The organism is Aeromonas sp. MR7, from assembly GCF_963899385.1.
GTDB classification, from domain to species: Bacteria; Pseudomonadota; Gammaproteobacteria; order Enterobacterales; family Aeromonadaceae; genus Aeromonas; species Aeromonas bestiarum.
The window spans coordinates 54950-71940 of sequence record NZ_CAWQXH010000002.1 but is presented as its reverse complement, the minus strand read 5'-3'; the positions used below and the strand labels follow the sequence as shown (position 1 = coordinate 71940).

15 protein-coding genes and 1 pseudogene are annotated in these 16991 nt (G+C 60.7%); 9 read left to right on the top strand and 7 right to left on the bottom strand.

From position 1 onward, the window contains the following. Positions 1-825: 825 nt before the first annotated feature. From yihI to hemN, 3 genes are read left to right on the top strand one after another with little or no spacing between them, the layout of a single operon-like run. Positions 826-1404, top strand: a complete 579-nt coding sequence (gene yihI / locus AACW87_RS01240) for a Der GTPase-activating protein YihI (RefSeq protein ID WP_042866913.1) — start codon at positions 826-828, stop codon at positions 1402-1404. Positions 1405-1415: 11 nt separating this feature from the next. Then, a complete protein-coding gene (locus tag AACW87_RS01235; protein ID WP_043136466.1) occupies positions 1416-1856 on the top strand; it encodes a DUF2489 domain-containing protein in 441 nt (146 codons plus the stop codon). 28 nt (positions 1857-1884) lie between these two features. Continuing rightward, positions 1885-3258 carry an oxygen-independent coproporphyrinogen III oxidase gene (gene hemN / locus AACW87_RS01230; protein ID WP_043136463.1) on the top strand — a complete coding sequence of 458 codons (1374 nt, stop codon included), beginning with the start codon at positions 1885-1887 and terminating at the stop codon, positions 3256-3258. A gap of 75 nt (positions 3259-3333) precedes the next feature. Here hemN and add read toward each other — a convergent pair whose 3' ends face one another. From add to glnA, 5 genes are all read right to left on the bottom strand, one after another. Continuing rightward, positions 3334-4335, bottom strand: coding sequence for an adenosine deaminase (gene add / locus AACW87_RS01225; RefSeq protein ID WP_043136461.1), 1002 nt, complete (start codon positions 4333-4335; stop codon positions 3334-3336). Between the two features lie 141 nt (positions 4336-4476). After that, positions 4477-5895: a nitrogen regulation protein NR(I) gene (gene glnG, locus AACW87_RS01220; RefSeq protein WP_241326352.1), complete on the bottom strand. Its 1419-nt coding sequence runs from the start codon at positions 5893-5895 to the stop codon at positions 4477-4479. A gap of 9 nt (positions 5896-5904) precedes the next feature. After that, on the bottom strand, positions 5905-6960 hold the full coding sequence (glnL, locus tag AACW87_RS01215) for a nitrogen regulation protein NR(II) (protein WP_043554573.1): 1056 nt from the start codon (positions 6958-6960) through the stop codon (positions 5905-5907). A gap of 80 nt (positions 6961-7040) precedes the next feature. Continuing rightward, positions 7041-7619, bottom strand: coding sequence for a DUF4124 domain-containing protein (locus tag AACW87_RS01210; protein ID WP_043554572.1), 579 nt, complete (start codon positions 7617-7619; stop codon positions 7041-7043). A 91-nt stretch (positions 7620-7710) separates the two neighbouring features. Then, positions 7711-9120 (bottom strand): glutamate--ammonia ligase, encoded by a 1410-nt coding sequence (glnA, locus tag AACW87_RS01205; protein ID WP_042866924.1) that lies wholly within the window; start codon positions 9118-9120, stop codon positions 7711-7713. A gap of 351 nt (positions 9121-9471) precedes the next feature. Here glnA and typA point away from each other — a divergent pair, with 351 nt between their 5' ends. The 3 genes from typA to dtd all read left to right on the top strand — a co-directional run bounded on the left by typA (position 9472) and on the right by dtd (position 12847). Next, entirely contained in the window at positions 9472-11283 is a 1812-nt protein-coding gene (typA, locus tag AACW87_RS01200; protein ID WP_043136450.1) for a translational GTPase TypA, read from the top strand. A gap of 173 nt (positions 11284-11456) precedes the next feature. Beyond that, the gene (locus AACW87_RS01195; RefSeq protein WP_043136447.1) at positions 11457-12329 is read left to right on the top strand and encodes a virulence factor BrkB family protein; all 873 of its coding nucleotides are present in this window, start codon (positions 11457-11459) and stop codon (positions 12327-12329) included. Between the two features lie 80 nt (positions 12330-12409). Next, entirely contained in the window at positions 12410-12847 is a 438-nt protein-coding gene (gene dtd / locus AACW87_RS01190) for a D-aminoacyl-tRNA deacylase (protein ID WP_241326351.1), read from the top strand. A 46-nt stretch (positions 12848-12893) separates the two neighbouring features. Here dtd and AACW87_RS01185 read toward each other — a convergent pair whose 3' ends face one another. Next, positions 12894-13562: a spermidine synthase gene (locus AACW87_RS01185; protein ID WP_241326386.1), complete on the bottom strand. Its 669-nt coding sequence runs from the start codon at positions 13560-13562 to the stop codon at positions 12894-12896. A gap of 51 nt (positions 13563-13613) precedes the next feature. On the opposite strand from AACW87_RS01185, the pseudogene AACW87_RS01180 reads away from it, so the two are divergent. From AACW87_RS01180 to AACW87_RS01170, 3 genes and pseudogenes are all read left to right on the top strand, one after another. Next, positions 13614-13718, top strand: a pseudogene (locus tag AACW87_RS01180) (GNAT family N-acetyltransferase); the annotation flags it as partial. A 17-nt stretch (positions 13719-13735) separates the two neighbouring features. Continuing rightward, positions 13736-13870, top strand: a complete 135-nt coding sequence (locus tag AACW87_RS01175; protein WP_277606867.1) for a hypothetical protein — start codon at positions 13736-13738, stop codon at positions 13868-13870. Continuing rightward, positions 13858-14772 (top strand): bifunctional GNAT family N-acetyltransferase/hotdog fold thioesterase, encoded by a 915-nt coding sequence (locus tag AACW87_RS01170; protein WP_241326350.1) that lies wholly within the window; start codon positions 13858-13860, stop codon positions 14770-14772. The genes AACW87_RS01175 and AACW87_RS01170 overlap by 13 nt, the downstream gene beginning before the upstream one ends. Positions 14773-14826: 54 nt before the next feature. On the opposite strand, the gene AACW87_RS01165 is transcribed toward AACW87_RS01170, so the two are convergent. Further along, positions 14827-16896 (bottom strand): AsmA-like C-terminal region-containing protein, encoded by a 2070-nt coding sequence (locus tag AACW87_RS01165; RefSeq protein WP_241326349.1) that lies wholly within the window; start codon positions 16894-16896, stop codon positions 14827-14829. Between the last annotated feature and the right edge of the window lie 95 nt (positions 16897-16991).

The following is a 16991-nucleotide window of genomic DNA, read 5'->3' as shown; positions in this document are numbered from 1 at the left end:
ACGCATTATGATGTACCCCATTGATATTAACGAGGAGCCACTGGCTCCTCGTTTCTTTTTGGCCTTTAACTCCATTTGGCCAATTTTTTCTCGCATTGTTGTAAGAGATCCCCCATTCATTGGCCTGGTCAGGGCTTAAACATTTTTCAAAAAATTTTTAGTAATTCATTAATTTCAATATGTTAAATGACAATAAGCAATTTATATCCGTTTGAAAACATTCTTGGTGGATTGAGTTGTTTTATTAAGTTGATACAGTGGATGCATGGAGTGGCCCACGAGGCGATTCACGACCGGGATGTTGTGAAGACAGGATGTCGATGCGGCGGGATGCCACAGGACCACGCAAGTGACAGGCAAGGGATTGAAATACCAGGATGGTGACTGCTCAGGAAGAGCGGGGCTGCGGGATGCAACCACCCCAGAGTGATGGCCGGAGGCCGTCTCCATGGGTCAAGCAAGCACACGCACATTCAGGAACGACCATTAAGGTCAGGACGACCATATACAAAGATATGATGCGCAGAGGTATCACCACGGACAGGGTGATTTGCAGCCAGGGATGGGACTCGCATAAACATATCGAGGCAGCTTCGGCTGCCTTTTTTCTTTTGGGTCATTAACCCGATTAGCCATTCTGTGTCAAAATACCAGCAACATGCCCAGAGGATACCGATCCTGCGGTGTTCAGAGGCCAGAAATGGTCGGGTTGGTGCAGGATCCCGCTCTTGTTTCTGATCCACTGTCCCCCGTGTCAGTATCCTCCCCGGATGGTCTCATCCCGGGTGCGGCTTCAATCCAGTTATTTGTCGGAGTCAGTCATTCATGTCGGCTAAACAACCCAACCGCAAGCCTACCGGTAAGCGCAAAGAATCAGATGCCAGTGCCCTGGAAGGCCGTGAGCGCAAACGCGCCGCCAAGCGTAAGGGCTTGAAGGCGGGCTCCCGCCAGCAGGCAGAACAGTCCAGCAACAAGAATGGCAAGCAGGCCAAGGATCCGCGTATCGGTTCCCGCAAGCCCATCGCGCTGATCGTGGAAGAGAAGAGCGGCAAGCCGGTTGCGCCCAAGCCGGTGAAAGAGAAAAAGCTGGTGATGACGCCCGAGCAGGAGCTGGCGGCCATCGAGAATGATGATCGCCTGAACGATCTGCTGGATCGCCTCGATGCCGGCGAGACCCTGGAAGCGGCCGAGCAGACCTGGGTTGACCAGCGTGTCGATCGCTATCAGGAGCTGATGGATGAGCTTGGCATCATAGACAACGATGATGACGAAGATGACGATGGCTCCTTCGACGATGCCGGCTATGACGAGCCGAGCCAGCCCGCCTCCGAAGAGGAGCTGTGGGATCGCTTCACCCAGGTTGACTATCAGCCAGAGCCCAAGCCTGAGCCGAAGAAAAAGTGATGAGTGGATGGATGCTGGCCGCCCTGTTGGGCGGCCTGATTTTGCTGGGGCTGGCCTGGTATGCCGGTACCCTGCTGGCCCGTCTCAAGCGCCAGCGTGATATGCAGATGCAGGCCGTTGCGGCCCGCAATGAGCGTATCCTCGACAGCGTGCGGGTGATTGCCCATGCGGTGCGGGACGGTCAGTGCGACTACTCCGAAGGCGCCATCCGGCTGACCAATTTGCTGGATGCCTTGCAGATCCAGGGCGGTCGGGCCTTTGCCAGTGAATTTCCGGGTTTGTACAGTCTCTATGAGAAGGTGAAAGAGATGCCGACTCATGAGGCGAGACGGGCCCTCAAGCGCAATGAAGTAATGAAGATGGATCTCGAACGCAGTGGCTATGAGGCCGAGCTGGAGGCGCAGATCCTCAAGGATGTGGCCCAACTGAAGGATTTTCAGTTAAGCCGGTGAGCCGATAACAAAAAAAGAGGAAGCAAGCGTGCAAGCAGAACAGATTGTGTGGGATCAGGCCCTGATCGAAAAATATAACTACAGCGGCCCGCGCTACACCTCCTATCCCACTGCGCTGGAGTTCAACGAGCGCTTCGGCTATCCGGACTTCGTACACGCCGCAGGCCAGTATCCGGCGCGCAACCTGTCTCTCTACGTGCACATCCCTTTCTGTCACAAGCTCTGCTACTACTGCGGCTGCAACAAGGTGATCACCCGTCATCAGCACAAGGCCGATCAGTACCTCGACTATCTCGAGCAGGAGATCAAGGCCCAGGCCCCCCTGTTCAAACACCGGTTGGTGACCCAGCTGCACTGGGGCGGTGGCACGCCCACCTATCTTGACGAAGCCCAGACCCGCCGTCTGATGGCCATGTTGCGCGAGCACTTCCAGTTCGCGGACGAAGGCGAGATCAGCATCGAAGTGGATCCGCGGGAGATCGAGCTCACCATGCTGGATGTGCTGCGTGAAGTGGGGTTCAACCGCATCAGCCTCGGCGTGCAGGACTTCAACAAGGCAGTGCAGGTCGCGGTCAATCGCGAGCAGGATAACGATTTCATCCGCGCCATGCTGGAGCGTGCTCGCGAACTGGGCTTTCGCTCCACCAACCTGGATCTCATCTACGGCCTGCCGCACCAGAATCGCGACAGCTTCCACCATACCCTGGAAGAGGTACTCAAGACGGATCCGGCCCGCCTCTCCATCTTCAACTATGCCCATCTGCCGAGCCGTTTCGCCGCCCAGCACAAGCTGAAAGAGGAAGACATGCCGGCCCCCCGGGAGAAGCTGGCCATGCTGCAGGACACCATCGCCTTCCTCACCGGTCAGGGTTACCAGTTCATCGGCATGGATCACTTCGCCAAGCCCGATGACGAGCTGGCGGTGGCCCAGCGCGAGGGCAAGCTGCACCGCAACTTCCAGGGTTACACCACCCAGGGGGATTGTGATCTGCTGGGGCTGGGGGTCTCCTCCATCAGCATGATCGGCGACGCCTATTCCCAGAACCAGAAAGAGCTCAAGGCCTATTACGCTCAGGTAGAAACGCTGGGCCATGCCCAGTGGAAGGGGTGCTCCCTCAACCAGGACGACCTGATCCGCCGCGAGGTGATCAAGCGCCTCATCTGTGACTTCAGCCTGAACTTCGCCGCCGTCGAGCAGGCGCACGGCCTGGTCTTCAGTGAGTACTTCGCCGACGATCTCAAGCTGTTGCAGACCTTTGTCGACGACGGTCTGGTGCGCATGACCGAAGAGGGACTGGAGGTGGTCTCCACCGGCCAGCTGCTCATTCGCAACATCTGCATGTGTTTCGATGTCTATCTGCGCAACAAGGCGCGCCAGCAGCAGTTCTCCCGGGTGATCTGAACCGGCAGCCGGCGCTGAAGATAAAAAAACCGCTTCTCGGCGGTTTTTTTATTGGGTAAGCAAGCGGTTCAAGACTCAGCGGCTGGCGGCGCGGGCACTCAGCTCGGCTTTCTCGCCATCGCTCAGGAAGGCCAGTGTCAGGCCGTTTTGCTGGGCGGTGCGGATCTCGCTCGCCGTCATGCCGGCGGCCGGGGCGGCCACCTCGTATTCGTGGGGCAGGTCTATGCCTTCGACCGCAGGATCGTCCGTGTTGAGACAGGCCAGCACGCCGGCGGCCAGGAACTGGCGGATCGGATGTTCGGTCAGGCTCGCCACAGTGGTGGTCTGGAGGTTGGAGGTGAGGCAGGATTCGATGCCGATGCGGTGCTCCGCCAGATAGGCCATCAGACGGGGATCCTGGATCGCCTTGACGCCGTGGCCGATACGCTCGGCGCCCAGATCGCGGATGGCTTGCCACATGCTCTCGGGGCCGGCGGCTTCACCTGCGTGCACGGTCACGCGCATGCCCGCATCGCGCACCTTGCGAAAGTGCTCGGTGAACAGCTCGCCCGGGAAGCCCAGCTCGTCGCCGGCCAGATCGACGGCAACCAGCTTGTCGCGGTGGGCCAGACAGGCCTCCAGTTCGATGCGGCACTGCTCGGTGCCGAAGGTGCGGCTCATGATGCCGATCAGGTTGGTCTTGATGCCAAAGTCGCGGCTGCCGGCAGCCACGCCGTCTATGATGGCCTCCACCACACCTTGCGGGTGCAGCTTGTGGGCCATGGCCATGTAGGCCGGGCTGAAGCGCAGCTCGGCGTAGTCGATGCCGGCGCGCAGCAGATCTTCCACGTTTTCGTAGGCGACCCGGCGGCAGGCATCATAATCGGCCAGCACGGCCACGCCCCAGTCCAGTTTCTTCAGGAAGGCGACCAGACTCGGTTCGTTCTCGACGATCTGCACGTGGGGGCGCAGCGCCTCCAGTTCATCGGCGGGCAGCTGGATATTGTGCTGACGTCCCAGCTCGAGGATGGTCTGCGGACGAATGTTGCCGTCCAGATGGCGGTGCAGGTCGGTCAGGGGGAGAGATCTGTCAATCATGGTGACGCCTTCTTCGAGTCGGGTTTGAAAGCCTGCCATTCTAGGCAGGGCTCTCAAAAAAGATACCCCGTTTGAAATCAAACGGGGTCTTATTGGTCAGTGATTTGCGAAGGCGTGATGGGAATCGTTTTTCCCGAGGACTCAGGAGAGGTCGAGTTCCTTCAGCTTGCGAGTCAGGGTGTTGCGACCCCAGCCGAGCAGGCGGGCGGCCTCCTGTTTGTGGCCATGGGTGTGATCCAGTGCCGTCTCCAGCATGATCCGCTCGAACTGGGGCAGGGCATCGGCCAGGATGTCGGTCTCCCCCAGCGCCAGCTTGCTGGCGACCCAATCCTGCAACTGCTGCTGCCAGCCACCGGTCAGGGCCGACTGGCCCGGCTCCGCCGCGCTGGTGATGGGGGTCAGCAGCTCGGCGGGCAGATCCCCGACCAGCACCTCCTGGCCAGAGGCCATCACGGTCAGCCAGCGGCAGACGTTCTCCAGCTGGCGCACGTTGCCCGGCCAGGGCAGGCGGCTGATGTAGGCCTGGGTGTCCGGATGCAGGCTCTTGGCCTCCACGTTCAGCTCCTTGGCGGCGCGCAGCAGAAAGTGCTGGGCCAGCTGGGGTATGTCTTCACGGCGCTCCTTGAGGGCCGGAATGTGGATGCGGATGACGTTGAGGCGGTGGAACAGGTCTTCCCGGAATTCGCCGTCGGCGACCCGCCTCTCCAGATTCTGGTGAGTGGCGGCGATGATCCGCACGTCTACCTGCACCGGTTGATGGCCACCGACCCGGTAGAACTGGCCATCGGCCAGCACCCGCAGCAAGCGGGTCTGCACATCCAGCGGCATGTCGCCTATTTCGTCGAGAAACAGGGTGCCACCGTCGGCCTGTTCGAAGCGGCCGTGACGTATGTTGTTGGCGCCGGTGAAGGCGCCCTTCTCATGGCCAAACAGCTCGGATTCGATGAGATCTTTCGGGATGGCCGCCATGTTGAGGGCGATGAAGTTTTTGTGGGCGCGCGGGCTGTGCTTGTGCAGCGCGTGGGCGACCAGCTCCTTGCCGGTGCCGCTCTGGCCGTTGATCAGCACAGAGATGCTGGAGCGCGACAGCCGGCCTATGGCGCGGAACACCTCCTGCATCGCCGGCGCCTCGCCGATGATCTCGGGTGTGGCGGTGGCTTCTTGCTGACGAGACTTGCGCTTGGTGCGCTGCTCTTTCAGGTGATTCTCGGCGCGGCGCACCAGGGTCACAGCCTCGTCGATGTCGAACGGCTTGGGCAGGTACTCGAAGGCGCCGCGCTGGTAGGCGTTGACCGCGCTGTCCAGATCCGAGTGGGCCGTCATTATAATGATGGGCAGATCGGCCTGGCGGCGGTGGATCTGCTCCAGCAGGCTGAGGCCGTCTATGCCGGGCATGCGGATATCGGACAGGATCACATCCGGCGAGCGCATCTCGAGCGAGCTCAGCAAGGCCTCGCCGTCGGCGAAGCTCTCGCACTCGAAGCCTTCGCTGCCGAGGGTGCGTTCCAGCACCCAGCGGATAGAACTGTCGTCATCGACGATCCACACTTTTGCTGTCATGACGTTCCCTTATTTGCGAAGCGGTAGAAAGATGGTGAATTCGGTGTGGCCTGGCCAGCTGATGCAGTCGATGCGCCCCTTGTGCTGATCGATCAGGTTCTGGGCGATGGAGAGGCCGAGCCCGGTGCCTCCCTCCTTGCCGGTGATCATGGGGTAGAAGAGGGTATCGCGGATGGCATCGGGAATGCCGGGGCCGTTGTCGATGATCTTGATCTCGGCCGCCAGTCGGTAGCGCTGGCCGTGGATGGTGATCTGGAAGGCGGTGCGGGTCTTGATGCGGATGAGCCCGGTTTGCTCGCCTATGGCCTCGGCGGCGTTGCGTACTATGTTGAGAAAGGCCTGCTGCAGCTGATCCGGCTCCATCTCGAACTCCGGAATGCTGGGATCATAATCCCGTTCTATGCGGACCGTCGGCGGCAGCTCCAGCTCCACCAGGCGGCGTACCTGTTCCAGCACTGAGTGCACGTTGTGCATCTGGTGACGACCCGGGCGTTGTGGACCGAGCAGGCGATCGACCAGCACTCGCAGCCGGTCGGCCTGCTCTATGATGATGCCGGTGTATTCACGCAAGGCCGGATCCGGCAGCTCTTTTTGCAACAGTTGGGCCGCGCCGCGCAGGCCGCCCAGCGGGTTCTTGATTTCGTGGGCCAGACCGCGCACCAATTCCTTGGCAGCCTGCTGCTGGGCATGTTGTTGCAGCTCCTGGCTGATCTTCTTCTGCTGATCGATCTTGCGCAGCTCCACCACCATCAAGCGTTGTTCATGGTCGGCGAGCGGGCTCACGCTCATCTCCACCAGTCTGGGTTCTCCTTCCACCACCAGGGTCACTTCGCTGTCGGTGAAGCCCTGCCCCGAGGTGAGGCACTGCTTGAGACGTTGCAGATCGAGGGAGATGTGTTCCAGCAGATGGGGCAGCTCGATCCCGATCAGCCGGCGCTGGCTGAGGGAGAGCAGTTGTTCGGCCGCCGGGTTGACGAACTGGATGCAGAGCCGCTCATCCATCAGGATGACGGCGGTCAGCAAGTTATCGAGCAGTATCTTGGCTTGATCCGGGCGGGTTGGCACAGGTTTCTCCCTAAAACGGTGCTATACACCAGTAATGCACCAATGTGGTGCATTTAGTCTACCCGTATCGATGCACAGGATCACCCCTTGTTGGGGAGCGGGGTCACTTTTGGTGCCGGATTGAGGCTGGCTCGGTGCAGGTAGAAGGTGACTACCCTGGATTTAGCAAGGATCGTACCGTCTTTGGCCAGCAGCTCGAGTTGGGCCTCGTGCGCACCGCGATCCAGGTTCTCGACCCGAATGGCTAGGCCATTGTTGACTATGGGGGCTGCCTTGCCATCCAGCGTCAGGCGCACGTCGTACTGGGTCGGTGCTTTCGGGCTGATCTGGCCCTGGAACACCACGTTGCCCGTGTTGTCGCGCAGCGTGCTGCCCTGTTCTGGTGAGAGCAGTTCGATTACCAGCTTGGCCGCTTCCTTCTCCTTCTTGGCATCGACGCCGGTCAGGCTGTTGAAGTTCTCCACCTGTACCGAACGCGGCGAGCTGCCAACGAGAGGGGCAACCCGCAGATCCACTTCTTTGGCCTGCTGGCCGGGGGGAGGGGCATCCGTGTAGTGGACGACACCCTTGCTGTCTGTCCAGGAGTACACCTTGGCGGCCTGAGCCCCCATGCTCGCCAGCAGCAGACTCAGTGCCCATACGGGGTATGTGTTTCTCATCCATCTCTCCTTGACGGGATTTTGCTTAATCCTATCAGAGAAAAAACCCGCCTGTTGGCGGGTTTGGTCAAGTTCTGAGCTGTGGTCCGGATTAAACGGAGTAGTACAGTTCAAACTCCAGCGGGTGCGGGGTCATGCGCACGCGGTCAACATCCTGCTGTTTCAGTTCCAGGTAGGAGTTGATGAAGTCATCGCTGAACACGCCACCGCGGGTCAGGAACTCGCGATCGCTGTCCAGTGCGGCCAGCGCTTCGTCCAGAGAGCCGGCAACGGTCGGCACTTCGGCGGCTTCTTCCGGCGGCAGGTCATACAAGTTCTTGTCCATGGCATCGCCCGGATGGATCTTGTTGATGATGCCGTCCAGACCGGCCATCAGCTGGGCTGCGAACGCCAGGTACGGGTTGGCGGCCGGATCCGGGAAGCGTACTTCGATGCGACGGGCTTTCGGGCTCGGCACTACCGGGATACGGATGGAGGCAGAGCGGTTGCGGGCGGAGTAGGCCAGCATGACAGGTGCTTCATAACCCGGCACCAGACGCTTGTAGGAGTTGGTAGTCGGGTTGGCGAAGGCGTTGATGGCCTTGGCGTGCTTGATGATGCCGCCGATGTAGTGCAGCGCCATCTCGGACAGGCCGCCGTACAGGTCGCCGGCGAACAGGTTGACGCCGTTCTTGGCCAGGGACTGGTGGCAGTGCATGCCGGAGCCGTTGTCACCGAACATGGGTTTCGGCATGAAGGTGACAGTCTTGTTGTAGGCGTGGGCCACGTTGTGGATCACGTACTTCAGCACCTGCACTTCATCCGCTTTCAGGGTGAGGGTGTTGAAACGGGTCGCGATCTCGTTCTGACCGGCGGTCGCCACTTCGTGGTGGTGAGCTTCAACGACCTGGCCCATCTCTTCCAGCACCAGACACATGGCGGCGCGGATGTCCTGGGAGGAGTCGACCGGTGCAACCGGGAAGTAACCGCCTTTCACGAACGGACGGTGGCCCTTGTTGCCGTGCTCATACTCGGTACCCGAGTTCCAGGCGGCTTCTTCAGATTCGATTTTCACGAAGCTGTGGCCCATGGTGTTCGAGAAGGTGATGTTGTCGAACATGAAGAATTCCGGCTCCGGCCCGAACAGCACGGTGTCAGCGATGCCGCTGGCTTTCAGGAAATCTTCGGCACGCTTGGAGATGGAGCGCGGATCGCGGTCATAACCTTGCATGGTGGCCGGTTCCAGCACATCGCAGACGATGTTCAGGGTGGTCTCTTCGGTGAACGGATCCAGCTTGGCGGAGGCCGCATCCGGCATCAGCACCATGTCAGACTCGTTGATGCCCTTCCAGCCGCCGATGGAGGAGCCATCGAACATCTTGCCGTCTTCGAAGAAGTCTTCGTTGACCTGGTGGGAAGGGATGGATACGTGCTGCTCTTTACCCTTGGTGTCGGTAAAGCGCAGGTCAACAAACTTGACTTCGTGTTCCTGGATCAGGGCCAAAACGTTCTGGGCTGACATGCTAAGTAACCTCCGGTGTTAAAACTCTTAGGGTGAATGCGTCATCACATTCACATAAGCCAGTATCGTGCCAAGTTTGTGACAGCTTGATTTCAGGGCATTTGCGACTATAAGCCTGCCCCAAGACCCGCCATCTCAGCGCGTTACGCCTCAAAGTAGTGCAACAGTGGATCGTTTTGGTGCACTAAAATGGTGCGCAGTATACGGTCAGCCCCCATCTAAGCAGGCTTTGAACGGAAGGTCCATGATCCCGATCCCCTGTTATGCGTGAATGCACTGCAATTCTGCTAGGCAGATCACAAAGGCGAGAGTACAATTAGCGCCCAATTTTACCCGGTGATTGAGGCGAGAATGTTAGAGAATTTACGCAATATTGCGATTATTGCGCACGTAGACCACGGCAAAACTACCCTGGTTGATAAGCTGCTGCAGCAGTCTGGAACCCTGGACCGTACCACTGATGGTCAAGAGCGTCTGATGGATTCCAACGATCTGGAAAAGGAACGTGGTATTACCATTCTCGCCAAGAACACTGCGATCCGCTGGAACGACTACCGCATCAACATCGTTGATACCCCGGGTCACGCCGACTTCGGTGGTGAAGTAGAGCGCGTCATGTCCATGGTCGACTCCGTGCTGCTGCTGGTTGATGCTGTTGACGGCCCTATGCCGCAGACTCGTTTCGTGACCCAGAAAGCCTTCGCCCAGGGTCTGAAGCCGATCGTGGTCATCAACAAGATCGACCGTCCGGGTGCTCGTCCTGACTGGGTAATGGATCAGGTATTCGACCTGTTCGACAACCTGGGTGCCACCGATGAGCAACTGGACTTCAAAGTTGTCTACGCCTCTGCACTGAACGGTTGGGCTACCCTGGATCAGGGCGTTGAGTCCGACAACATGGAACCCCTGTTCCAGGCCATCGTCGACAACGTCGAGCAGCCGAAGGGTGACCCCGCCGGTGCCTTCCAGATGCAAATCTCCCAGCTGGACTACAACTCCTACGTGGGTGTTATCGGTATCGGCCGCATCAGCCGTGGTCGCGTCAAGACCAACCAGCAAGTCACCGTCGTCGGTGCCGATGGCAAGACCCGTACCGGCAAAGTCGGTCAGGTGCTTGGCTACCTGGGTCTGTCCCGTACCGAAGTGGTTGACGCGCAAGCGGGCGACATCATCGCCATCACTGGTCTGGGCGAGCTGAAGATCTCCGACACCATCTGTGACAACGGCGCTGTTCAAGCCCTGCCGCCGCTCTCCGTTGACGAGCCGACCGTGAACATGACCTTCCAGGTCAACACCTCACCGTTCGCCGGCAAAGAAGGCAAGTTCGTGACCTCCCGCAACATCCTGGAGCGTCTGAACCAGGAGCTGGTCCACAACGTGGCCTTGCGTGTGGAAGAGACCGAAGATCCGGACAAGTTCCGCGTATCCGGTCGTGGTGAACTGCACCTCTCCATCCTGATCGAAAACATGCGTCGCGAAGGCTACGAGCTGGCGGTATCCCGTCCGGAAGTTATCCTGCGCACCGTGGACGGCGTTTTGCACGAACCGTTCGAAACCGTGACTGTCGACGTGGAAGAGATCCACCAGGGTTCCGTGATGGAGCAACTCGGCCTGCGTAAGGGCGAGATGACCAACATGACCCCGGATGGCAAGGGTCGTGTCCGTCTTGACTTCATGATCCCGAGTCGTGGCCTGATCGGCTTCCAGACCGAGTTCCTGACCATGACCTCAGGTACCGGTCTGCTGTACCACACCTTCGACCATTACGGTCCGCACAAGGGTGGCAGCATCGGCGAGCGTCAGAACGGCGTGCTGATCTCCAACGCTACCGGCAAGGCTCTGACCTTCGCCCTGTTCGGTCTGCAAGACCGTGGTCGTCTGTTCATCGGTCACGCAACCGAAGTGTACGAAGGCCAGGTGATCGGTATTCACTCCCGTTCCAACGACCTGACAGTGAACTGCCTGAAGGGCAAGCAGCTGACCAACATGCGTGCCTCCGGTACCGATGAAGCCCAGGTGCTGACTCCGCCGATCCGCATGACTCTGGAACAGGCTCTCGAGTTCATCGACAACGATGAGCTGGTAGAGATCACGCCCAAGGCTATCCGTGTGCGTAAGAAACTGCTGACCGAGATGGATCGCAAGCGCGCCGGTCGTGCTTGATATCTGTTCCTCGACAGACAGAGAGAGGCCTTCGGGCCTCTTTTTTTATGGTCGCTCGGCGGGGTATCGCTGGCCAGCATGCCCGAACAGGTCGCATCGATCCGGCCCATGGGTGGCCAAATGGCCATGCAATCTGACACAATGCCGGCATGATGAAGACATTGGGAATCACGATGCAGCAGAAATTCGGTGGCCGTCTCGGCCATGCCCTCTCCTTTTTACGCCACGATGGTGGCCACTTCGCCCAGTTTGTCTGGGGTCGTTTCCAGCAGGACAGGCTGACGGTGACCGCCGGTTATCTGGCCTATGTCACCCTGCTCTCCCTGGTGCCCATGATTGCCGTGGTGTTCGGCATGATGTCCGCCTTTCCCGTATTCCAGACCCTGAAACAGGCGATGGAGCAGTTCGTCTATCACAACTTCGTGCCCACCGCGGGTGAGATGCTCAAGGAGTACATAGATGGCTTCGTGGCCAATGCCACCAATACCACTGCCGTCGGCATAGGTGCCCTGATAGTGGTGGCGCTGATGCTGATCTCGGCCATCGACAAGAACCTCAACTACATCTGGCGCTCTACCCAGGGCCGACCGCTGGCGCAGGCGTTTGCCATGTACTGGATGATACTGACCCTGGGCCCTGTGCTTATCGGTGCCAGCATTGCCATCTCCTCCTACATTTTCTCGCTGCGGCTGTTTGGGGCCGAGAGCCTGTTCGGCATCGGCTACCTGCTGCTGCGTGGCTTGCCGTTCCTCTTCTCCGTGCTCACCTTCCTGCTGGTCTATACGGTGGTGCCCAACTGCAAGGTGCGGCTGATACACGCCTTCATCGGCGCCCTGGTGGCCGCTACCCTGTTCGAGCTGGCCAAGCGTGGATTTGCCATCTACATCACCAACTTCCCCTCCTATCAGGCCATCTATGGCGCCCTGGCGACCATTCCGATCCTGTTCGTCTGGGTTTACCTGAGCTGGTTGGTGGTCTTGCTTGGCGCGGAAACCACTGCCTGCCTCGGCGAATATGAGCGACCGGGCGCTGATGAGTTGGCCTGATCCGGCCTCTTGCTGTTAGCATCGACGACCGCCCCTGTCAGCAAATGGGGGCGGTCATTTTGTTTCAAGAGGAGAGGGATGTGATTGCATTGATCCAGCGGGTTTCCGAGGCCAGCGTAACGGTAGAGGGGGAAGTGACCGGGGCCATAGGCCAGGGGCTGCTGGTGCTGCTCGGGGTGGAGCAGGGGGATGACGAGAGCAGGGCCGACAAGCTGCTGCACAAGGTGAGCGGCTACCGCATCTTCTCCGATGAAGAGGGCAAGATGAATCTGAACGTGAGTCAGGCTGGCGGCAGTCTGCTGGTCGTCTCCCAGTTCACCCTAGCTGCGGATACCAAGAAAGGCATGAGACCCGGCTTCTCTGGCGGCGCCCACCCGGTCGAGGCCGAGCGGCTATACGACTACTTCGTGGCGCAGGCAACCGCCAGCGGCATACCGACCGAGACGGGCCGCTTTGCCGCCGACATGAAGGTGGCGCTGCTCAACGATGGTCCTGTGACCTTCTGGCTGCAGGTCTGAGAGGATGCGTCAGCAGTGCCGGTGGCAATAACCGGGAGCATCGCGGCTAGGCGAGGTGGCGCGGGATTGCGTGCAGGATCACGTTGATGTAGCCGGGCACGGGATGCGCCTGGGTGGGGCCAATCCACTCCTCGGCCAGCATGAGTGCCTGCTCCAGCTCCCTGTGGGTGCGCGGCAGCAGGTTGATGATGAGGGGACCGCGCAGCCGGGCGGCCAGGGTCTGATAGAGGTGATGCTGGAACAGCAGCAGGGGGTTGCCATCCTGGCTGAACAGGTCGAGCAGCGCGAAGTCATAGGTGTCGTCGCGGGACAGCAGGAAGGCGAGGGCATCGGCGTGGTGCAGGTGCAGCGCCCGATCAGCGGGCTCCGCCGGGTGGCGGAAGAACGCCTGAAACAGGGTCAGTACCTCTTCGTCCAGATCCACGCAGTCGTGTCGTGCCTCGGGCCAGCGTTCCCCCAGGTGACGGGTGAGATCGCCGCCGCCCAGCCCCAGCTCCAGCACCCGGGTAGCCGTCACCGGCAACAGGCTGGCGATGCACTGCTGATGGGGCAGGCAGAGGCTGGCCGGTTGGGCGAGAGACATGGCCGACTGCACCACGCCGTCTATCTCCAGCCAGCGGTGATGGGCATTTTCCAGTATGGAGAGGCGCCGTTCCGGCTTGGCGCTCAGGTGCAATAAGTGGTCGGCTTGGTACGCTTGCAGATTGAAGTCCATGAATTTGCACGGCAAGATGGCTTTCGACCAGTGTAACTCAAGGATGGAACTATGTACCGGGTGGTCACTCCCCAGACGGCAGCCGAGCTGGACGCTTACTACCTGCTGCGCTGGGAGGCATTGGTGCGCAAGCGCTTCAATCTGTCCGTCGGCACTCACTCAAGGATCGCTTTATGTACCGGGTAGTCACCCCTCAAACGGCAGCCGAGCTGGACGCTTACTACCCGCTGCGTTGGGAGGCATTGGTGTGCAAGCGCTTCAATCTGTCCGTCGGCACTCACTCAAGGATCGCTTTATGTACCGGGTAGTCACCCCTCAAACGGCAGCCGAGCTGGATGCTTACTACCAGCTGCGCTGGGAGCTGCTGCGTAAACCCTTCAATCTGCCCGTCGGTTCCGAGCGGGACGAATACGATACCGTCGCCATCCACCGCCTGATGCTGGCGCCTGACGGCACGCCCATCGCCGTCGGCCGGTTGTTTGTTGGTGGCGATGAGGCCCAGATCCGCTTCATGGCGTTGCGCCCCGAGTTTCGCGGTCAGGGGCTGGGTGTCCGCATGGTGGAAGATCTCGAGCAGCTGGCCCGCAGCGAGAAGGTGAAGCGGCTGGTGATGAATGCCCGCCAGGAGGCGGTGGAGTTCTATCGCAAGTGCGGCTTCCTCGAGGTGGGGGAAGGCCCCGTCTCCTTCGGCCGCATTCCGCACCGCCAGATGATCAAGTCCCTCAGCCCCTTGCAGACCATCCAGTATCGCCCCGAGTGGTGTCAGGATCTGACCACCCGCTGGTCGCGGGGCATCCCCATCAGCGAGAAGATGGGGGTACACATCACCCACTACGACGGCCAGACCTTCCATCTCAAGGCCAATCTGGCGGCCAACCTCAACGTGCACGACACCATGTTTGCCGGCAGCATCTACAGCCAGTGCGTGCTGGCGGGCTGGGGCCTGATCTGGTTGCAGCTCAAAGAAGCGGGTCTGGTGGGGGATACAGTGCTGGCGGAGGGCAACATCAAGTATTACCGCCCGGTCAATGAGGAGCCGGAGGCGCGGGTGGCCCGCGAGGGCATGCCCGCCGTGCTGGCGCCGCTCAAGGCGGGAGAGTCGGCCAAGTTCAGCCTCAAGATCAAGCTGTTCAGTGGTGACAAGCTGGCGGCCGAGTTCCTCGGTCAGTACGTGGTGCAGCCCATCAAGCGGCCCGGTCAGCAGGCCTGACGCTTTTCACCTCGCAAGATTGCAACAAGGCCTCATGATGAGGCCTTGTTCGTTTTACTGCTCGCTGGCCGGCGCGGGCGCTTTGGCGGGCTGTGCCGGTCGCCAGAGCGGGCTGTTGCGCCCCTGGGCCGGGTAGCTCACCCCCACCTCCCAGCCACAGGAGGCCTGCTTGGCCGGGAACTCCCAGCTCAGCACGGGGGCATCAAGCGGGCCGCGCCAGTGGCTCAGCAGCTCGGCGCAGCGCTGGCCATTCAGGGCACCGAGATCCAGCTGCCACTGTTCGTTGACCAGATCCATGCCCCCCTGCAGGGCGAGCAGATGGGTGATGGTGGAGGCGCCAGCCTGCTCTATCTGCAACTGGCCCTGCTCCACCTTGCCCTGCAGCTTGATGCGGTAGAAGGGGGTGTCCCCCGCCTGCATGGCCTGCCACAGCTGATCCGGGCTGAGGGTGGGCGGGGTGGCGCCCTTGAACCACTGATCCAGCAGGGGATCTATCTGCACCTTGTCCCAGAAGGGCTCGTTGGCATCGAGGGCAAAGCTCCCCTGCAGGGTGCTGCGCCACTCGCCCGGCGTCTTGCCGTGCAGGGCCTGCAGGTCGGCGCTCAGATCGGCCTTGCCGGCGAAGGAGATGGGGGAGTGCAGCAGCTTGCTCCACTGCACCAGATCCAGCTTTTCCCCTTTCAACTGCAACCGGCTGGTCTGGCCCGGCTCCTTGCCCCACTGGCCGCTCAGGCTGAGGGAGCCCTGGTCGGGTAGCGAGCTGGTCAGCTTGTTGAGCAGCCAGGCACTGGGGGTCAGTTCGCCGTCCAGCGCGCCGTTGCGGGCGCTGAGGCCGTCCCACACCAGCTCGAACCACTGGCTCTCTATCCTGGCCCGGCCGAGCAGGGGGGCGGGCTGCTGGCCCCGCAGGCCGAGATCGGTCAGATAGAGCTGCCAGCCGGTCAGCGAGAGCGGCAGGGCATCGTCGAACGAGAGCACCTTGAGCTTGTCGAATGCCAGCTTGCGGATGTCGATCTGCTGTGGCCGCCAGCTCTGCCAATCCTGCCACCACCCCTGTGGCAGGCTGATGTCCATGCCGCTCAGGGCCATGTCTTTCAGGGTCAGCTTCTGCTGCTGGGTATCCAGCGCCAGCTCCAGATTGAATTCGCCTTCGTAGGCCTTGCCCTGCACCTCGGCGTCAATCTGCTGGGGCGAGAAGGCGACCTTGCCCTGGATGGCCTCCAGCTGGAACAGGCCGCGGCCGAGATCGCCGAGGGTCCCCGAGAAGTAGCCGGTCGGCGTGCTGCCGGCCTGCCAGCTGAAGGCGGTGAGCTGGCCGTTGAAGTTGTTGAGGGAGATCTCCTGTGCGATGGCGCTGATGCTCACATCATGCACCTGCCCCACGTCCAGGCTGATGTGGCGCAGCGGCAGCGCCTGGTGTCCCGTTTGTCCCCACTCGACCCGCATGCCCTGCGCCTTCAGATTGCTCAGCCGCAGGCTGCGGGCCGGCCAGTCCAGCTCCATGCCGGTTTCCAGCAGGCCGTCGAACAGGTTGGTGGTCAGCTTGTCGGTACTCAGCACCTGGCCTTCCAGTCGACCCTTGAGATTGAGGCGGGAGAGGGCAAAGGCGGGGGTTGTCAGCTGATTGATGTTGAGGCTCAGGTTGGCCTGGGGTGGCCGCACCGGATTGAGCAGCTGCCAGTCGTTGAGGGTGGCGTTGAGGCCGCTCAGGGTCAGCTCGTCACTCTGCAGGCTGAGCCGATCTATGGTGCTGTCGCTGATGGTGAGGGAGTGCACCGGCAGGTTCGGCAGCTGGTTGGGCAGCGGCAGCCTGATGACGGGGCGAATGAGATCGAGGTGGGCGATGCGCACGTCCCGGTTCAGCCAGTCGATGCTCTCTATCTCCAGATAGAGCTTGTCGAGGGTCACTGCGTCGCCATAGCTCACCTGCTCGGCCAGCAGGGTGTAGGGGTGGAGCGGGTTGAACACCAGCCGCCCTATGGTGACGGGCACCCCTGTCTGCTGGCTGATCCAGCCGGCGATGGGGCCCTTGGCCCGCTCCGCATCGAACAGGCCGAGGCCGACCCAGACAAACAGCAGCAGGAAGGCGAATGTATAGAGCAGGCCGCGTAGCCAGGAATTCATGGGTGCTTTCCTCCTGTTTCGGGATGGTTGTCAGGCGTTGGAGTAGTGATCTCGCAGACCCCGCCAGCGGCGGATCAAGGGGTCCACGTGGGAGC